The organism is Acinetobacter sp. 12966 (assembly GCF_031196995.1).
Classification (GTDB): domain Bacteria; phylum Pseudomonadota; class Gammaproteobacteria; order Pseudomonadales; family Moraxellaceae; genus Acinetobacter; species Acinetobacter geminorum.
Genome location: NZ_JAVIMC010000135.1, coordinates 90,017 through 105,463, shown reverse-complemented (window position 1 = coordinate 105,463; position 15,447 = coordinate 90,017). Strand labels below are relative to the sequence as shown.

Below are 15,447 nucleotides of genomic sequence, written 5' to 3'. Positions count from 1 at the left end.
TGGAGTAAGTGTGGAGAAATACCGATAATTTAGCGTATGATGAGTTGAAGCACTTTGTATAGCCAGATTTTCTATGTTTGATCATTCTTTTTCTTTTGATTACCAACATAAAGTTATCCTCGTTGTGGAAGATGACTACGACATTGGCGACATTATTGAAAATTATTTAAAACGTGAAGGAATGACGGTTATTCGTGCCATGAATGGAAAGCAAGCAATTGAATTGCACGCTAGCCAACCTATCGATTTAATCTTACTTGATATTAAATTACCCGAGCTCAACGGCTGGGACGTGTTAAATAAAATACGTCAGAAAGCTCAAACTCCCGTGATTATGCTGACGGCGCTAGATCAAGATATTGATAAGGTTATGGCATTACGCATAGGTGCAGATGACTTTGTGGTTAAGCCTTTTAACCCAAATGAAGTCGTTGCTAGAGTTCAGGCAGTGCTAAGAAGAACTCAATTTGCAAACAAAACATCCACTAAAAATAAAATCTACAAAAACATTGAAATTGATACAGACACTCATAGTGTTTATCTTCACTCCGAAAATAAAAAAATATTGCTTAATCTGACGCTGACTGAATATAAAATTATTTCCTTCATGATTGACCAGCCCCACAAGGTATTTACACGTGGTGAGCTCATGAATCATTGTATGAATGATAGTGATGCATTAGAACGAACCGTAGATAGCCATGTGAGTAAGCTGAGAAAAAAACTAGAAGAACAAGGCATATTTCAAATGTTAGTTAATGTGCGTGGCGTGGGATATAGGCTAGATAATCCCCTAGCTATAAAAGATGATGCCTAAATAATATTAAAAATAGCTAGGGAATATTTTATGAAAAGTAAGTTAGGAATTAGTAAGCAACTTTTTATTGCCTTAACTATTGTAAATTTAAGCGTTACGCTATTTTCTGTAGTACTGGGTTATGTCATTTATAACTATGCGATTGAAAAAGGCTGGATTTCTTTAAGCTCACTTCAAGAAGATTGGACCACTTTTCATTTTGTAGATTGGATTTGGTTGGCTACTGTTATTTTCAGTGGCTGTATGATTTCATTAGTGATCGGCATGCACCTCGCAAAGCGTTTTATTGTGCCAATTAACTTCTTAGCCGAAGCAGCAAAAAAAATTAGTCAAGGCGACCTCTCTGCTAGAGCTTACGATAACCGAATTCACTCGGCTGAAATGTCGGAGCTTTTATATAATTTTAATGATATGGCTCAAAAGCTAGAGGTTTCTGTTCAAAATGCACAAGTATGGAATGCTGCCATCGCTCATGAGTTAAGAACTCCAATCACAATTTTACAAGGCCGCCTGCAAGGCATAATTGATGGCGTTTTTAAACCTGATGAAGCTCTATTTAAAAGCCTTCTAAGTCAGGTTGAAGGCTTATCTCATTTGGTTGAGGACTTACGAACATTAAGTTTAGTAGAGAACCAGCAACTCAGATTAAATTATGAGTTATTTGACTCTAAGCCCGTAGTTGAAAAGGTTCTTAAAGCATTTGAAGATCGCTTGGAACAAGCTAACCTCGTACCAGAACTTAATCTTACTACGACTCCTGTTTTGAGTGACCGCCGTCGTATTAAGCAAGTTTTGATTGCTTTAATTGATAATGCTATTCGTTATTCAAATGCGGGCAAACTTAAAATTTCATCGGAATTGGTATCACAAAACTGGATATTAAAAATTGAGGACGAAGGTCCCGGCATTGCAACCGAGTTTCAAGATGATTTATTTAAACCCTTTTTTAGATTAGAAGAATCAAGAAATAAAGAATTTGGTGGCACAGGTTTAGGACTTGCTGTTGTACATGCAATTATTGTGGCACTGAAAGGTACTATTCAATATAGCAATCAAGGCTCAAGAAGTATTTTCACCATAAAAATTCCAATGGAGAATTAAGAATAATTTTACTTTTGAAATTTTTCTTCCTCCTCTTTTATCCTTCTACGAATTTCTTCTCGCCATTTTGTGGCATTTTCTTGTTGTTTATTTAATAGGACACCTAACATATAAGCTGTAACCGCTGCGCCAATTAAAGCAATACCCGTTTCATAAATAATATCTATAACAAACTCTAGCATTCCCTCCGACAAGAAATCTAATGAGCCTGAAAATTTAAGGAATAATGCATTAGCTACTATAGATTGATCATTGAAGCGAATAAGAATGTGAACAATGAGCCTGCTTTAAAAAACTCTTTGTTTAATAATTCCTATGTTAAGTTAGAAACAGCACGGAGCCTTTTAAATGAAGAATATCCAGACTGGATTCAAGGCTTAGATAAAAACGGTTATGACTATGGTGACCTCAATACAATATGTTGGATGACCGTATTTATGGAAAACTACGTAAATAAAGTTGAAGGTCAATACAAAAGCCAACTTAAGGATGAAACCGTAAATGATGTTCATAGCCTGTACGGTGAAAAACAAAAAATTATTAAGTTACGCGACAGTAAAGATAAAACTGCTCGAAACTTTGTAGAAGTATGTGAATAGATCATTGTTATAAAAGCCCTGAATGTTCAGGGCTTTTTTAATTTTTTTACGTAAAAAGAAATATCTACTTTGTACCTCAACCCATCCCACTAAAAAATACCTCCAAAACCATCTCATCAACTTCACCCGAGCTTATGGGCCACATTCTATATTTCACGGTAGTTGTATATGCATTTGGATAGTTATTTCTAATTTTAAACAAGCTTTTTATAATAAATCGCCGTGCCGTCATAGTTCCCGTTTGAACTTAATGCAAAGCCTGAGACCGTCTCCAATCGGGTGCATTCAATTTAGACACAAACAATTAAGCTAATAATATATTGATTTCCAATTTCAATAGTTAGAGAATCACGCTTAATTATAAGTTACTACAATAGAGTTCTATATGCTCGTTAAGAAGAATAAGGCTTTGTTTTACATCTTCCCTTTGGTTTTAGTTATCGGTTTCTATGTCCTTTTTCGTGTATCTATTCTTCCTTATATTTATACCAAGCAAGCACAGCATCAACTTTTAACAACAAACAATCAAACAACTGAAATTTATTGGAAAGAGCCAGACCTCTTAGCTAATAAAAAGTATCCAGCAATTATCTTTTTACATGGCATTCAAAAAGATAAACAAGGTGCAAAAGCCTTTGTACGCTCTGGCTTGTTAAATGAATATAGTAAAAAGAACATTTTCAGTGTTGCTGTATCTATGAGTGGATATGGTGAGTCCTCTGGGAAATCAGATTTTTGTGGTAAAGCCTCACAATATAATCTTGTAAAAGCCATTAATTTTGCTCGTTCACAACCTCATGTTGACCCAAATAAAGTTGCGGTGATTGGTATTAGTTGTGGTGCGTCTATAGCAAATGTTGTAGCTAACTCTGGAAAGATAAATGCTTTGGTTCTGGTATCTGGGTTTTATGATTTTAAAGGTATGTATACTCAGTGGAGTTCTAACACTAGAACGCTACCGTCAAATGTAATGGAAGAAATAAATGAATCTATTGCTGCATCAAAAAATATAGAAAATGCGTCGGCATCTAGATCATCGCTACCAATTTCGTCTCACTATCCATCTACTCTTATATTAGTTGGTACTAAAGACCCAATTGTTGACCCGAAGCAAAGTACTCAGCTACATCAATTACTTGATAGTAAAGGTATTCCGAATACCTTAGCACTGATTCAAGATGCTAAGCATCCTGTGCCTGCTAATGTGTGGAAAACTAAAAGTGATTCATTTTTAGAAAATACTTTGAATATAAAAAATTAAGAGATAAATGGGCTGCTCTGTAGATACCTTATATCAACCCTATGGCGGTACTGTTCGACCAAACCCACCTCATACTAAATTTTCTTTTACCTTAAATTCAGCAGCAAGACGTAAATCATGAATAGAAAATTTATCAGCACTATTGTTCTCATTTCTGTGTTTGGAGTTGCTGCTTGTGGTAAAGCTTAAAATGAACAGATGGATACTTCAAAAAACAGTTCTAAAAACGTAAAAACTGAACTATCAGCAAGTGATAAAGCGATTTTAGATAGATATGACTCTATCACAAATGAAGTTGTGACCTCAGGTGAAAATGAAAAGATAAAGCAAACTTTAGAGCCTTTAATTCCTGAAATAAAGAAAGTTACTGCTAAGAAACAAAGAGAAATGGCATTAATGAATATTTATATGTTGTCAGGAATGTACAAAAAAGCTTATGAGCTAAATGAGCAACAGATCAAAGATAAACCCTTGCCTCAACGGATAATGTTTAGATGTACATTGCTTAAAAAACTAAATGAGGCCAAAGTAAAAATTCAACAGTGTCACGAAGCTTCAGCGCAACTCATACAAACCGAATTAAGTAAATCATCTAACAAAAATGATCCTCATTACAGAGACGCCGAATTTGTATATTTAACTGAAATGTATAAAGCTGGTCACACTGAATATAAAGCTAAAATACAGAAATTTATTGATGAGACTAAAGATGTCGCATCAAAAGATAGATATAAGTCTTTGTATGATGTAGATATTGAGTCATTTTATGGTACTGATTCACCAAATTATGTACCAGAATCATTAAAGTAAAACTTAAATAAAAAGCCCTGAATACTCAGGGCTTTTTAAATTGCTTTACACAGATCGAGATATTCACATTCGTATTGAACGTATATGCTGTACATCCTGATAAATAAAACTATACAGCACTGTCTACCCCTCTTTGCTATCATTCCGGCACTTCATGAAAATAAGAAGGAAGAGTTTTGGCGACACCATATATAACTATAGGCTGCCCAACTTCAGGTGGTGGTCAAGTAATTTCTGGGAACAGTATGTTTCTAGTTGACGGTATTCCCGTTGCCTGTGTCGGTGATAAAGCAACCTGCCCAACTCATAAAGTTGTTGCGACAATTGTCTCAGGTGATCCATACATGCAAATTTTTGGTAAATCAGCTGCGCGTGTGAATGATTCACTTTCATGCGGTTGCAAATTATTGCCTCAACAAAATTTAGTTGTGCAGGATAATGGCGGTGGTTCGTCTCAAAGTGCCACTACTACTAATACAGCTGCTCAAGATAGCTTTGTAGAAGATAAGTCAAAAGAATATGGAATTCAGTTCCAGTTAAAGGATGAGAAGACACAAAAGATCTTTAGTGAAATTCCTTATTCAATTATTTATAAGAAGGATGGAAAGGTGGAAACCGGTTGGACCGATAAAGAAGGTAAAACGCATGTTATCAATGCTGCCACACCTGATGAGGTGGAGTTTCAGACGATTGATGCTTCTAAACCGCTACCACCGCTTTAAGGATTGAAAATGGCACAAGATAAAGTATTTTCTCCGACACTCATTCCATCTTTGGATAACGAGGTAAAAGTCTGTCATGCAGATGAGTTACTGGACCCTCTCTTATGTAATAGCATTGTTAAAATCCTAAACTACCATACAACAGTACCCTACACTTTCATGATGAATCAGGCACAATGGGATTGGGTAAAACAGCATTATCCATTTGAGCATGATCTAGCAATCCGTTTTGGTCTTGAATTTGATTTACGTCAATTTTCAGATGAAGTGTTAGAACGCTATTCATTCCATACGATGATGTATTTGAAGTTCACCCTTTATGCTCAAAAACACTCTAGGAATAAAGGCGCCGAGATGATTACAGAGCTTGCAAAAGATACTTTTAAAGCTCGTATGGCAATTGCAAAACAAAACTTTGGTGAAATAATAGATTTGGCATTATCTAATGCGAGTAAGCCTGTTCTTGCAGCTAATGCATTAGCTACGTATACCAACAATGGACCATATGGTATTAACGAATATATGTATAAAAACGTCTTTGGTCGTACTTACGATCAAGCCACTGTTTCATTATATATTCAGAAATACCACTACACTCCACCTAATAACCGCTTCTCACTATGAAAATTACATTAATATCAATATTGATACTTTCCAGCTTATTCCTAACTTCTTGTAAGGCTTCGACAGATAAAGAAGACATTGATAACTATGTGAAAGTAGATCTGAAAAATTATGCTACTGACAATTATAGATTGATCATTGAAGCAAATAAGAATGTGAACAATGAGCCTGCTTTAAAAAACTCGTTGTTTAATAATTCCTATGTTAAGTTAGAAACAGCACGGAGCCTTTTAAATGATGAATATCCAGACTGGATTCAAGGCTTAGATAAAAACGGTTATGACTATGGTGACCTCAACACAATATGTTGGATGACGGTATTCATGGAAAACTACGTAAATAAAGTTGAAGATCCATACAAAAGCCAACTTAAGGATGAAACCTTAAATGATGTTCACAGCCTATACGGTGAAAGACAAAAAATTATTAAGTTACGCGACAGTAAAGATAAAACTGCTCGAAACTTTGTAGAAGTATGTGAATAGATCATTGTTATAAAAGCCCTGAATGTTCAGGGCTTTTTAAATTGCTTTAACATAAATAGAAGCATCTCACTTAAACACTCTAAGTTGGCTATATATTTCGTTAGTAAACCATGACCTTCAGCAACATCACTGGCATCGTAGACTTGATTTTTCCCAAACCCTTGTACCATACTGTTCACTGTTAGTACTCCTTGTGTTAGCAATCCAAAGCCCTTTGATTCCGCCAAGAACTGAGAGGGCTTTTTTATTGCCTAAATTATGCATTGTTGTTTCCTAGAAGCTTTGAAAGCTTGGTTAATCCCTTTGGTGTTACTCTCACCTGCTCTGTGATTTTGATCGTTCCATCAGGCAACTGGATATCCGTTACTTTATGTTCTAAATATCCCGCTTTAATTTTCTCTTGATAGGCAACCCAATGTTTGCTGCCATTACGTTTATAAATCCAGTCATTCATGTGAAGCCACTTATTAAATTTTTGCGGCTCTTGTTGTAGAGCTTTAGCAGCATCAGTTAGGCACATACTTCCCTCGGCTGTGGCAATACGGTCAAATGCTTCCATTGTAGGTTGCATAACTTCAACTTTGTGCTCTAGCTCAATCACTTTTTCTGAATAAGTCAGTAAAGCATTACGTAAAAGATTTGGATCTGCTAGTAATTGCATTGGATCGGTCAGTTGAATTTGCCCTGTTGCTACCGCGTCATCAGAAAAGTAATTTATTAATGAATCATTTTTTAAAACTGTAATACTCATAAAAAAGCCTCATCATGGGGATGAGGCTAGTATGATTTCAGTTTTTGAAACTTTAAAACAGCTACTACGTTGTAGTGAAAAATACGGCGCACTTTGTACAAAATGCGGCGCACTTGTAAAATTATTTTTTCTTTTTTGCTGCTTTTGAGACCAAATCATATATTTTTCTATAATTTTCTTCTTCTATTAGTTGATTACGATGAATTTCATTTGCACACTCCGTATAACTTTTCCAATTTGATCCGTCCCATATTTTTTTAACTTCTTGTAAATTTTTATTATCTTTTTTCCTTTTTTCAGCATGTCTCTTATTTGCTAGATCTATCATTTTATCCTTTAGCTCTTGCTTGCCAGTCATTTTATCTGCATGACTAGCAACTAATAAACCTCTAAAATAATTTGCCTCATTTAAAAAATATAAATAACCCATATCATAAGGCTTATCACAATAATGAAGATAGGCATCACATGCATATTTACAGATAATTTCAATAACATGCATTAAGCAAAAATCTAAAGTTTCTTGCGTATTTTCATTCTGTCCTAATGCATCGTGGAAAAACTGCTCTCTCTTTTGATCACCAAGATATTCATCTCCTAATAAATGTGAATGTACACTGTCCCAAAAGAGTTTAATTAAAAGCTTTTTTATTTCATCTTCATTAATTTTCTTTTCTTTGTTCTCCATATAAAGTTGAAAATAAAAAATTTCTACAAACTTTTCCCAAGCCCCCCACAAAGATTGAAAAACTGATAGTTCTACAGTTATGTTTTCAGAATTAATTTTGTAACTTTCATAATCTTCATCGAAAGCAATTTCGTAAAAATCCATCATTTATCTTAGCTACTACTTAATTTTACACATATACAAAATATACCCCAACATGTGGCATCGTTGTATATAAAAGAAGAAAATCAATCTGTAACTATTACAAAGTAGATTTATAGACTCTAAAAACCAATTTAGAGAAAAAGAAATGGCTTTAATCAACTGTAAAGAATGGGAAAAAAAATTATGTTTATTATTAAAGAAATTTGTTACCCATACACTAATAAGACTTGTTATCGACACTATAATACCAACAAAAAATGGTACATATTTATCATTAAAATCAATTGTAATATTGAATTTGATCAAACATAAGATTATTAAAGTTGTAATCAATATGCCTATAATAATTTTTGATCTACTCAACTTCATTTTTCTTTCCAACTATTACTCCACTCGTAAACTATACCCCATTTTGATGCAGATATAGGGTATCTTTTCTATTATATATTCCTGTATTATTTGGCCACTTAAGTAGGACTTGATAATCAGAGAAATTAATCTATCTACTGTTTTAAGTTTTATACAGTGTTTTATCAAAAATATCTAAAACTGCTCTACAGCATAAATCTTAATTACCTAAATACCCTCACCCCATCCCCCTCAAAAACACCTCAACCACTCTCTCATCAACCTCACCTAAACTTAAACGCTGAATAATGGCACCTTCGATTAGATATAAAAACAGTTTGGCATCAGTAAAAGAAACATCGGCGTTAAGTGCTCTAAGCAAGCTATATATTTCGTTGGTGAGCCATGTTCTATATCGCACGGCGGTTATGTACGCTTTTGGATGGGTTAGGTTTGTTTCAAAAATGGCTTTAAATAATAAGTAGTAAAGCCCGTCTAAATCTGCATGTAAAAGATAGAGTTTTTTGAGTTTATCGATTGCGTTTGTGTCGCGGTCGTATTCAACCACTGAAACTACTTTTTCTTTTAAGCGCTCTTTTTGCACAATTAGGCAGATTTCAATCAACCGCTCTTTTGAGTGAAAGTAGTTATAAAAGGTCGATTTGGTAACTTCACACTCTTTCACAATTCTGTCGATGCCGACCAGATGAAACCCGTTGTAGTGAAATAACTCAATTGATTTATTTACGACTTGTACTGCACGTGTTGGGAGAACTATTTTTGGCATATTTTTACCGTTATAAAATTATTGTTGTATATAAATGAGATATAAAAACCGCTGCCTTTTGGGAGAAAAAAAGGCATAGCAAAGCCGTAAAGACTGTGCGCAGCACATCTCAAGGTTTAATTGTCTAAGTTTTAAGTAATAACGAGCTAAAGCCTGAAAAAGCCTTACGGCAATCAAGCTGCGTTAATTGTTTTAAGCTGTGTTGTTATAGCTTTTGGCAATGGCTGCCATGAAATGATGAATGTACAAAGCCAACTCCTTATATATGGAGTTCTGCCAAGACATTAGAATTATGGTGGCAGAACGAGCAAGGGTTCGCAGACTGATAGTAAAGAATCAGCACACCCGAAGGTGTCCCTCACTCGTCCTACCGCAACAAGCGAGGGACGATCGATATACACAAGAATACTCCTCAGAAGGAATAATCTGATGCACTTTACTAAACGGTCTGCGACAACCGACTGGCAATGTAGGCCAGCCCGCAAATGGTAATCTTCAATATTTAAGGTGTCAATGTGAAATTGGCTAGAAAATATTTAAATAATTATTGTTTTTCATTTAATTACATAATTAAGGAAATTCTTAAGTAATATTTTTAATCTACCCTTATATCATCAAGTTAAAGTTTAAAATTTCAAAAACTTAAGGGCTGGATTGGCCCACCTCAACTAAACATGAATAAATAAAAAGAGACACTACTGTTATTAAGAGATGTTTTTAAGAGTCGCTATCCAGTATAAAATTATGACTTAAGCGACCCATCTCACACATTAGGCCGCGTCATATACTTAAAGTGATAAGAGCAAAAAATGACTCAAAATAAAGTTGAACTCGCAGAGAAATTATCAAAAGAATCGCATCAAGGTCAAAAGTATGGTCCTCATGATTACTTTGATTACCATATTAAAGGCGTGGTCAACTCATTAATTGAGCACCGATTTTCAGAAGTCTATATCATTACAGCCCTTCTACACGATAGCGTTGAAGACACACCTCTTACCCTAGACAAAATCGAAAGCATATTCGGAAAAGAAGTCCGTGATGCCGTTGATGCATTAACTAAACGGGAAAGTGAAACACGTGAAGAATATTTAATTCGTTGTAGTTTGAATCCGATCGCTCGAATCGTGAAACTTCATGATGCAGCCTTTAATGCGCATAACTCACATAAGGACAATAATCACTCACGTGTAGATTATTATCTTCAAACTATGTTAATTGTTTCAACAGCCCAAGATAGGTTGGAATGAAAAGGTCGAATTAGCTAGGTTTATAAAATATAATACGATCAATTTGATTTTGTAACGTAATCAAAATTTATCATTTAAAAAAAAGATTTTTGCTCAATCCTATTTAACTGACTTAAGAATTGAGCAATTTTTTGCGCATTTATGATCTACGGCGAACCTATCTTAGAGTTAAATACGCCCGACTTCTAAATATGGAATTAAGTTTTTATCAAAATGGGGTTGTGGGTCGCCTTCATAACTAATAAAACCGTGCATTCCCGTTAAGCGTTCACCTTTATAAAACTGGTTTAACTGATAGCGCGGATCTTTATGTGAAAGTGTAAAGCTCACCACACCAACGCCCTGTTGTTTTGACTTGTTATAGGCATCTTCGAGCATTTTATGGTGCAAAGCCAAATCTTCTGGATGGCACATTAAGGTGTGTAACACGTGATACTTAATAGAGTCGCCAAGTTTAGGCAAACGCATGCATTTAGTTAGCGGAGTCAATAAATTATAAACGGGTCTAAGCACACCAATGGCTGAACTATAATGCAAGATTTTGGTTTGCTTAATACTATGCTGATCCCACAAGCCAAACATGCCGACCAGCTTTTCACCTTTAAAATAAAGTGAAAAGTCTGAAAGTTTTATCCCTGAAAAATACTGATGCCCTTGGGCGAGTTCTTCAAAGTTATAAGCTGGAATAAAGTTATAAAACTCTGCCATGTCGCTAATAAACTGATTCATGGCTTTCACGTGCTGAGCTTCAGCAACACATGTACGAATCTCTTGAAGATCAATCTGTTTATCAACTTGCTTTAAAAAAGCCGTGATTTTTCTTTTTGCGCCTAAGTCAGTCAGGCTTAATGTTTCGATAAGTCCTTCATCATAATAATCAGGCATTCCCGTTTTGCCTGTTTGTATAGCGGCGCGTGCGGCATGGTTATCATCAAAAATAATCATTTGGCTATAGTTCGGTTCATGCATGGTTTGTTTTACATGCTTTGCCAAAACCTTAACCAGTGATTTCCCCCGATAGTTGTGGTCTACTCGCAAATCCCCAGCGTATCGTAAGTCTTGAATGTTCCGATCAACATAACATGGACGATGACCATTGCTATAACAAGCGACATTCTTTTGGCTTTCGGTGTCTTCAATCACAACATGCAGCTTATGTCGATAGACAATGTCAGACGCTCTAAAATAACTTGGTTCGCGCTGAAAGCTAATTTGTATGCCTTTGGTGGTCATGGGTACTGCGATTAACTCTCGCAAAGCCTGATCATCTGCCAGAGTTGCTTCACGGGTAATGAGGGTATTGTCAGCAAGTGGTGTATTTGTTTTATTCATTATTCACCTGTTGTGCAGTCTGTGGGGGAACCAAACTATTTAAACGTCCCATTTGGTCGAGTAGCTGATAGACAAACATCACTTCATCTTGGTCATTCACTGTTTTTTGGGTTTGTACATCAAGTAACTTTTGCTCTGTATTCAGCAAATCAAATGTCGTTTTGGTGCCAACATCAAACTCTTTACGTGTGTAGACAAAGGCAATAGATGCTGCCTCTATGGCATTTGCCAATGCCTCTTTATTTTGTCGAATGGTTTGAAGCTGCGCATAGGTGGTACGTGTACGCTTATTTAAGTCTAGTTCAAGACTTCGTATTTTCTGGTGAGCCAAATCAATATCGGCCTGTGCTTTTTTAACATTGGCCCGATTTAAGCCATCGTCATAGAGCGGTACATTAAGTTGTACCCCAACCATATAGTTATTACTTTCCGAACCGATATAGCTTGCCTCATCTTGCTTTCCGGCACGGCTGGTGAGCATGACCGTTGGCCAGAGTTCGCGTTTGGTGAGAGCATATTGTTTTTCGGCGGCCTGCTTTTCATATTTGGCCCGCATTAAAGCCGGATGATTCTTCGTTTGCGCCAAAATTTCATCTAGGTTAGCGGGAATAGCGGGTAGTTGTTTAATGGCAACAAGATTTTCAGGCGTTACACCCGTTACTTGGTAAAACTGAGCTTCACTTACGGTCAAGTTAGATTGCGCCTGTGTAATATCGGCTTGACCTTGCGCGACTTGTGCCAACACCTGAGCTAAGTCTGCACGGGTAATCATTCCCACGTCGAAACGGCGCTTTGACTCATATAAAGATCGTTGTAGATTTGCCATGGTCTTTTGTCTAAGCTCTAAAATCGCTTTCTTTTTTAATACGTCGGTATAGACCATTACGGTATTTAAAATGGTTTCTGATCGTTGATCTGATAAACCTTGGTTTTGGGCTGAAAGCTGACTTTCGGCAACATCTATTCCTAAAAGGTGTCGCCCAGAAGTATAGATCGGATAATCTGCCTGCAATTGCAAACTTCGTCCTTTACGGTTTCCTTCGGTTGGAAACAAGACGTGTGAAGGCGTATTTATTCTTTCATAGTCAAGTTGCCCGACTAAATTAACTTTGAGTCCATCACGTTGCTTGGCCTGTTCAAGCATAGCGGTGGACTGGTTCACACTTAAACGGCTCACTTCAAGCTGGCTTTCATGCCTTAAACTAGCTGACAAAGCCTCATCTAAAGTCATGGCATGTGTATTCGACACCAACAACACGCCTAGATATAAGGCGTGTCGAAGTGTTAAAAACCGCGTATTAAATGGCTTCATCCCTTTCATAGTTGTTCCAAACTATTCAGGGTGACTTTCTTGAGTGGCTCAGGCTTGATATTGCCTTCGATAATGCCATCAAACATGACCAGTTTTTTGTACGCATTCCAGCCATTATTGGCTTGGCGAATTTGAGGCTGGTCAAGCTGCCCCAAGTTTCGAGCAAGTTCATAATGGAAGTTTTGACGTAAGATATTGTCGATATATTCATTGCTAATGCTGTGATGAATGTCGCCTTCAAAAAGCACGCAATAAAATGGTTTAACCTGTTGCTCGGTATCAATCGCCAGTAAAGAAATCGCTTTCGATTCCGTTTCATTTAATTGAGACAACAACTGTTGAGCAGTTTCAGGTGCAAGTTTCTCACCGACCAGATCTACACCAAAACGGCGGCCTTGGAACTCAAAACACGGAATTTGCTCGATAAAGCCAGTCACGCGTAAGCAATCATCCAAACAGTAGCGAAGTAAGCCATTACCAGAAGTAATCAGTGGGCTGACCACATCACCTTGTTTAAGTTCCCACGATGGAATAATTTGACCTTGTTTATCGCCTTCTAAATATTCAAATTCATAGAAGTGACTTTGATACGCCAGTGGGTATTGATCGTTATAGGGAATGGTGACTACACCTTCCGTCGCCCATAGGCCTTTGCCTTCAAACTGAACACTGGGTAATTTTTCTTTTAATTTTTCGGCCCAAGCTTTTGAACCTGCGGTGTCCCAACTCGACACCAGACTTAACTTTGGCCAGAGTTTTTTAAAGTCAATCTGTGCGCCGTTTGAAGCATTACTTAAAGCTTGAGCACTTTCAGAGCTACGCGGTGCAGTGACTTCTTTTAATGAAGCCTGACGGTTACCCCATGAACCACTTTGTAAAACCTCAATCACGTCTTGCTGTAGTAACTCCAAACGTTCAAGTAATTGCAGCGCAAAAGTTGGACTCCATACCGAAATCATGGCTAAGTTACGGTTTGCGACCAAATAACAAATGGTGGCAAACAGTGCATCGTCAGCATTGGCGGCAAAGGCAACATTACTTGGAACGGCTTGGGTAAACTTTGACAAAATTCGCTTACCTACACCAAGTAGCGCACTATCATCATTTAGGTTTTTGTCTTTTAAAACTTCACGCTGACTTTCAGGCAACCATGACACCGACCAATAATGCGTACCCGAACTGAGCTGTGGACATTTACGGTATAAACTTGCCATCCACGGCGCAATTGCATGGTCAAGTTCATCTAAAAACAGCTTGGTATATGGAATAAACTTGATTTGCTCACTCGAACCACTGGTCGGCTGGAAACGAACCAGTTTACTGCTCGAGAGTGAAAGCTTTTGTTCACGGTAAAGCTGAATGTCTTCTCGCCATGCGCCGTAACGTGTTGCAGGAAATACTTTTACAAACTGCTCATAGTTTTGAACTTTCTTCTCTTGGGCAAAGGTAGAGGTTTGTAATATCGAATGCAAAATTTGACGTTGCGTGGTCTCTAAGGCATTAAATTGTTTTTGAAAATTACGGTCAGATGCATCACACCATTTTTTTAGAATCAGATGTGAACCCAAAGTTAGCCATTCATTAGATTTCATTGGATGGCCTCTCTACGTTTTGTTTTATGGGTTACGCATGCTTCAAACTTTCCTTTACTGGTCGGTTTAGTCATTAGTTTCACAGGGAAACGGGCAATATCTTTCCAACCAAGACGGCCAATACACGGCAGTTCAGTACCTGCTTTCCATGTCGGATTTTTTTGTTCAAAGAAATGAATATTTGGGTTCTTTTCTCTCATTTCGGCAGTAATCGGTGCGACTTCACCTTTTAATGGTTGATAGTCATCACCAAAATTTAAAAGGCCCGCTTCACGGTCGTAGTATTCACCAAAGAATTTTTCACAGTAGTGCTCAACGACTTCGGAAAGATGCTGGTTTTCGTCTTTAATATTTGGGTAATAGACATAGTAGTTATTGGCGAGCAGTAAGTAGGTTTTATAACCTTTAGAAATGAGGAGCCAATAGAGTTCGTTAAATGGATATTTGATTCGAAGCTTAATCATCAGTTTGAGCATGGTACTTTGCAGACTACGCGTACCCCAAAACTTCTTCAAAATGACCGTATCTCCGCTAAATAACACGGTGTAGTCTTTACCATTTAAATAGAAATGCTGCACCACCACAGTCGAAAAACCGACAATCTCATCTGTTTCCGAATCAAAAATTAAGATCGCACCGCTTTTATTTTGGAAATCATCTACGAAAATAGAAAATCTCGTATTTTCATAATACTGTTCGTAAATGGAATACATCACTTTTAATCGCTCAGTATCGATTTGCTCTTTTTCAAAATATTGACCATAAGTCGTGTTTTTCAGGTTCAATTTTGAAATTAGTTTATACGTTGTATTAATCATAATCCT

The 15,447-nt window shown here is 36.7% G+C and carries 15 protein-coding genes and 3 pseudogenes; 9 read left to right on the top strand and 9 right to left on the bottom strand.

The window, feature by feature from the left end; translation table 11 throughout:
• Positions 1–73: 73 nt before the first annotated feature.
• Together adeR and adeS are read left to right on the top strand one after the other, a co-directional pair.
• Complete coding sequence (gene adeR / locus RFW85_RS18700; protein WP_170248598.1) at positions 74–817, top strand: efflux system response regulator transcription factor AdeR; 744 nt, start codon at positions 74–76, stop codon at positions 815–817.
• A 30-nt stretch (positions 818–847) separates the two neighbouring features.
• A complete protein-coding gene (adeS, locus tag RFW85_RS18695; RefSeq protein ID WP_170248599.1) occupies positions 848–1,918 on the top strand; it encodes a two-component sensor histidine kinase AdeS in 1,071 nt (356 codons plus the stop codon).
• Between the two features lie 8 nt (positions 1,919–1,926).
• On the opposite strand, the pseudogene RFW85_RS18690 reads toward adeS, so the two are convergent.
• A pseudogene (locus tag RFW85_RS18690) lies at positions 1,927–2,160 on the bottom strand (hypothetical protein); the annotation flags it as partial.
• On the opposite strand from RFW85_RS18690, the pseudogene RFW85_RS18685 reads away from it, so the two are divergent.
• The 6 genes and pseudogenes from RFW85_RS18685 to RFW85_RS18660 all read left to right on the top strand — a co-directional run.
• Positions 2,158–2,517, top strand: a pseudogene (locus RFW85_RS18685) (hypothetical protein); the annotation flags it as partial. The pseudogenes RFW85_RS18690 and RFW85_RS18685 sit on opposite strands and share 3 nt — an antisense overlap.
• 385 nt (positions 2,518–2,902) lie before the next feature.
• Complete coding sequence (locus tag RFW85_RS18680) at positions 2,903–3,778, top strand: S9 family peptidase (protein WP_170248600.1); 876 nt, start codon at positions 2,903–2,905, stop codon at positions 3,776–3,778.
• A 117-nt stretch (positions 3,779–3,895) separates the two neighbouring features.
• Positions 3,896–4,588 (top strand): annotated as a pseudogene (locus RFW85_RS18675) (hypothetical protein).
• Between the two features lie 176 nt (positions 4,589–4,764).
• Entirely contained in the window at positions 4,765–5,310 is a 546-nt protein-coding gene (locus RFW85_RS18670) for a PAAR domain-containing protein (RefSeq protein WP_170248601.1), read from the top strand.
• Positions 5,311–5,319: 9 nt separating this feature from the next.
• Positions 5,320–5,934 (top strand): hypothetical protein, encoded by a 615-nt coding sequence (locus RFW85_RS18665; RefSeq protein WP_170248602.1) that lies wholly within the window; start codon positions 5,320–5,322, stop codon positions 5,932–5,934.
• Positions 5,931–6,419, top strand: coding sequence for a hypothetical protein (locus tag RFW85_RS18660; RefSeq protein WP_170248603.1), 489 nt, complete (start codon positions 5,931–5,933; stop codon positions 6,417–6,419). The genes RFW85_RS18665 and RFW85_RS18660 overlap by 4 nt, the downstream gene beginning before the upstream one ends.
• Before the next feature lie 26 nt (positions 6,420–6,445).
• On the opposite strand, the gene RFW85_RS18655 is transcribed toward RFW85_RS18660, so the two are convergent.
• From RFW85_RS18655 to RFW85_RS18640, 4 genes are all read right to left on the bottom strand, one after another.
• Positions 6,446–6,598, bottom strand: coding sequence for a hypothetical protein (locus tag RFW85_RS18655; RefSeq protein ID WP_309171782.1), 153 nt, complete (start codon positions 6,596–6,598; stop codon positions 6,446–6,448).
• Between the two features lie 77 nt (positions 6,599–6,675).
• Positions 6,676–7,170 (bottom strand): phage antirepressor KilAC domain-containing protein, encoded by a 495-nt coding sequence (locus tag RFW85_RS18650; RefSeq protein WP_170249797.1) that lies wholly within the window; start codon positions 7,168–7,170, stop codon positions 6,676–6,678.
• Between the two features lie 121 nt (positions 7,171–7,291).
• Entirely contained in the window at positions 7,292–8,005 is a 714-nt protein-coding gene (locus RFW85_RS18645) for a hypothetical protein (RefSeq protein WP_309171780.1), read from the bottom strand.
• 583 nt (positions 8,006–8,588) lie between these two features.
• Positions 8,589–9,137 carry a TetR/AcrR family transcriptional regulator gene (locus RFW85_RS18640; RefSeq protein ID WP_170248847.1) on the bottom strand — a complete coding sequence of 183 codons (549 nt, stop codon included), beginning with the start codon at positions 9,135–9,137 and terminating at the stop codon, positions 8,589–8,591.
• Between the two features lie 809 nt (positions 9,138–9,946).
• On the opposite strand from RFW85_RS18640, the gene RFW85_RS18635 reads away from it, so the two are divergent.
• Positions 9,947–10,387: an HD domain-containing protein gene (locus RFW85_RS18635; protein WP_170248846.1), complete on the top strand. Its 441-nt coding sequence runs from the start codon at positions 9,947–9,949 to the stop codon at positions 10,385–10,387.
• Positions 10,388–10,555: 168 nt separating this feature from the next.
• On the opposite strand, the gene RFW85_RS18630 is transcribed toward RFW85_RS18635, so the two are convergent.
• From RFW85_RS18630 to RFW85_RS18615, 4 genes are read right to left on the bottom strand one after another with little or no spacing between them, the layout of a single operon-like run.
• Positions 10,556–11,719: a hypothetical protein gene (locus tag RFW85_RS18630; RefSeq protein WP_170248845.1), complete on the bottom strand. Its 1,164-nt coding sequence runs from the start codon at positions 11,717–11,719 to the stop codon at positions 10,556–10,558.
• The gene (locus tag RFW85_RS18625; protein ID WP_216076557.1) at positions 11,712–13,040 is read right to left on the bottom strand and encodes a TolC family protein; all 1,329 of its coding nucleotides are present in this window, start codon (positions 13,038–13,040) and stop codon (positions 11,712–11,714) included. The genes RFW85_RS18630 and RFW85_RS18625 overlap by 8 nt, the downstream gene beginning before the upstream one ends.
• Positions 13,037–14,623, bottom strand: a complete 1,587-nt coding sequence (locus RFW85_RS18620; RefSeq protein ID WP_170248844.1) for a GH3 auxin-responsive promoter family protein — start codon at positions 14,621–14,623, stop codon at positions 13,037–13,039. Before RFW85_RS18620 ends, RFW85_RS18625 begins: the two co-directional genes overlap by 4 nt.
• The gene (locus RFW85_RS18615; protein ID WP_170248859.1) at positions 14,620–15,408 is read right to left on the bottom strand and encodes a hypothetical protein; all 789 of its coding nucleotides are present in this window, start codon (positions 15,406–15,408) and stop codon (positions 14,620–14,622) included. The genes RFW85_RS18620 and RFW85_RS18615 overlap by 4 nt, the downstream gene beginning before the upstream one ends.
• Between the last annotated feature and the right edge of the window lie 39 nt (positions 15,409–15,447).

Excerpts from the sequence above, each read along its gene's own strand:
- RFW85_RS18635 (WP_170248846.1), top strand. The coding sequence starts at position 9,947 with ATGACTCAAAATAAAGTTGAACTCGCAGAGAAATTATCAAAAGAATCG.
- RFW85_RS18620 (WP_170248844.1), bottom strand. The coding sequence starts at position 14,623 with ATGAAATCTAATGAATGGCTAACTTTGGGTTCACATCTGATTCTAAAA.
- RFW85_RS18645 (WP_309171780.1), bottom strand. The coding sequence starts at position 8,005 with ATGATGGATTTTTACGAAATTGCTTTCGATGAAGATTATGAAAGTTAC.
- RFW85_RS18680 (WP_170248600.1), top strand. The coding sequence starts at position 2,903 with ATGCTCGTTAAGAAGAATAAGGCTTTGTTTTACATCTTCCCTTTGGTT.
- RFW85_RS18660 (WP_170248603.1), top strand. The coding sequence starts at position 5,931 with ATGAAAATTACATTAATATCAATATTGATACTTTCCAGCTTATTCCTA.
- RFW85_RS18625 (WP_216076557.1), bottom strand. The coding sequence starts at position 13,040 with ATGAAAGGGATGAAGCCATTTAATACGCGGTTTTTAACACTTCGACAC.
- RFW85_RS18630 (WP_170248845.1), bottom strand. The coding sequence starts at position 11,719 with ATGAATAAAACAAATACACCACTTGCTGACAATACCCTCATTACCCGT.
- adeR (WP_170248598.1), top strand. The coding sequence starts at position 74 with ATGTTTGATCATTCTTTTTCTTTTGATTACCAACATAAAGTTATCCTC.
- adeS (WP_170248599.1), top strand. The coding sequence starts at position 848 with ATGAAAAGTAAGTTAGGAATTAGTAAGCAACTTTTTATTGCCTTAACT.
- RFW85_RS18665 (WP_170248602.1), top strand. The coding sequence starts at position 5,320 with ATGGCACAAGATAAAGTATTTTCTCCGACACTCATTCCATCTTTGGAT.
- RFW85_RS18650 (WP_170249797.1), bottom strand. The coding sequence starts at position 7,170 with ATGAGTATTACAGTTTTAAAAAATGATTCATTAATAAATTACTTTTCT.
- RFW85_RS18640 (WP_170248847.1), bottom strand. The coding sequence starts at position 9,137 with ATGCCAAAAATAGTTCTCCCAACACGTGCAGTACAAGTCGTAAATAAA.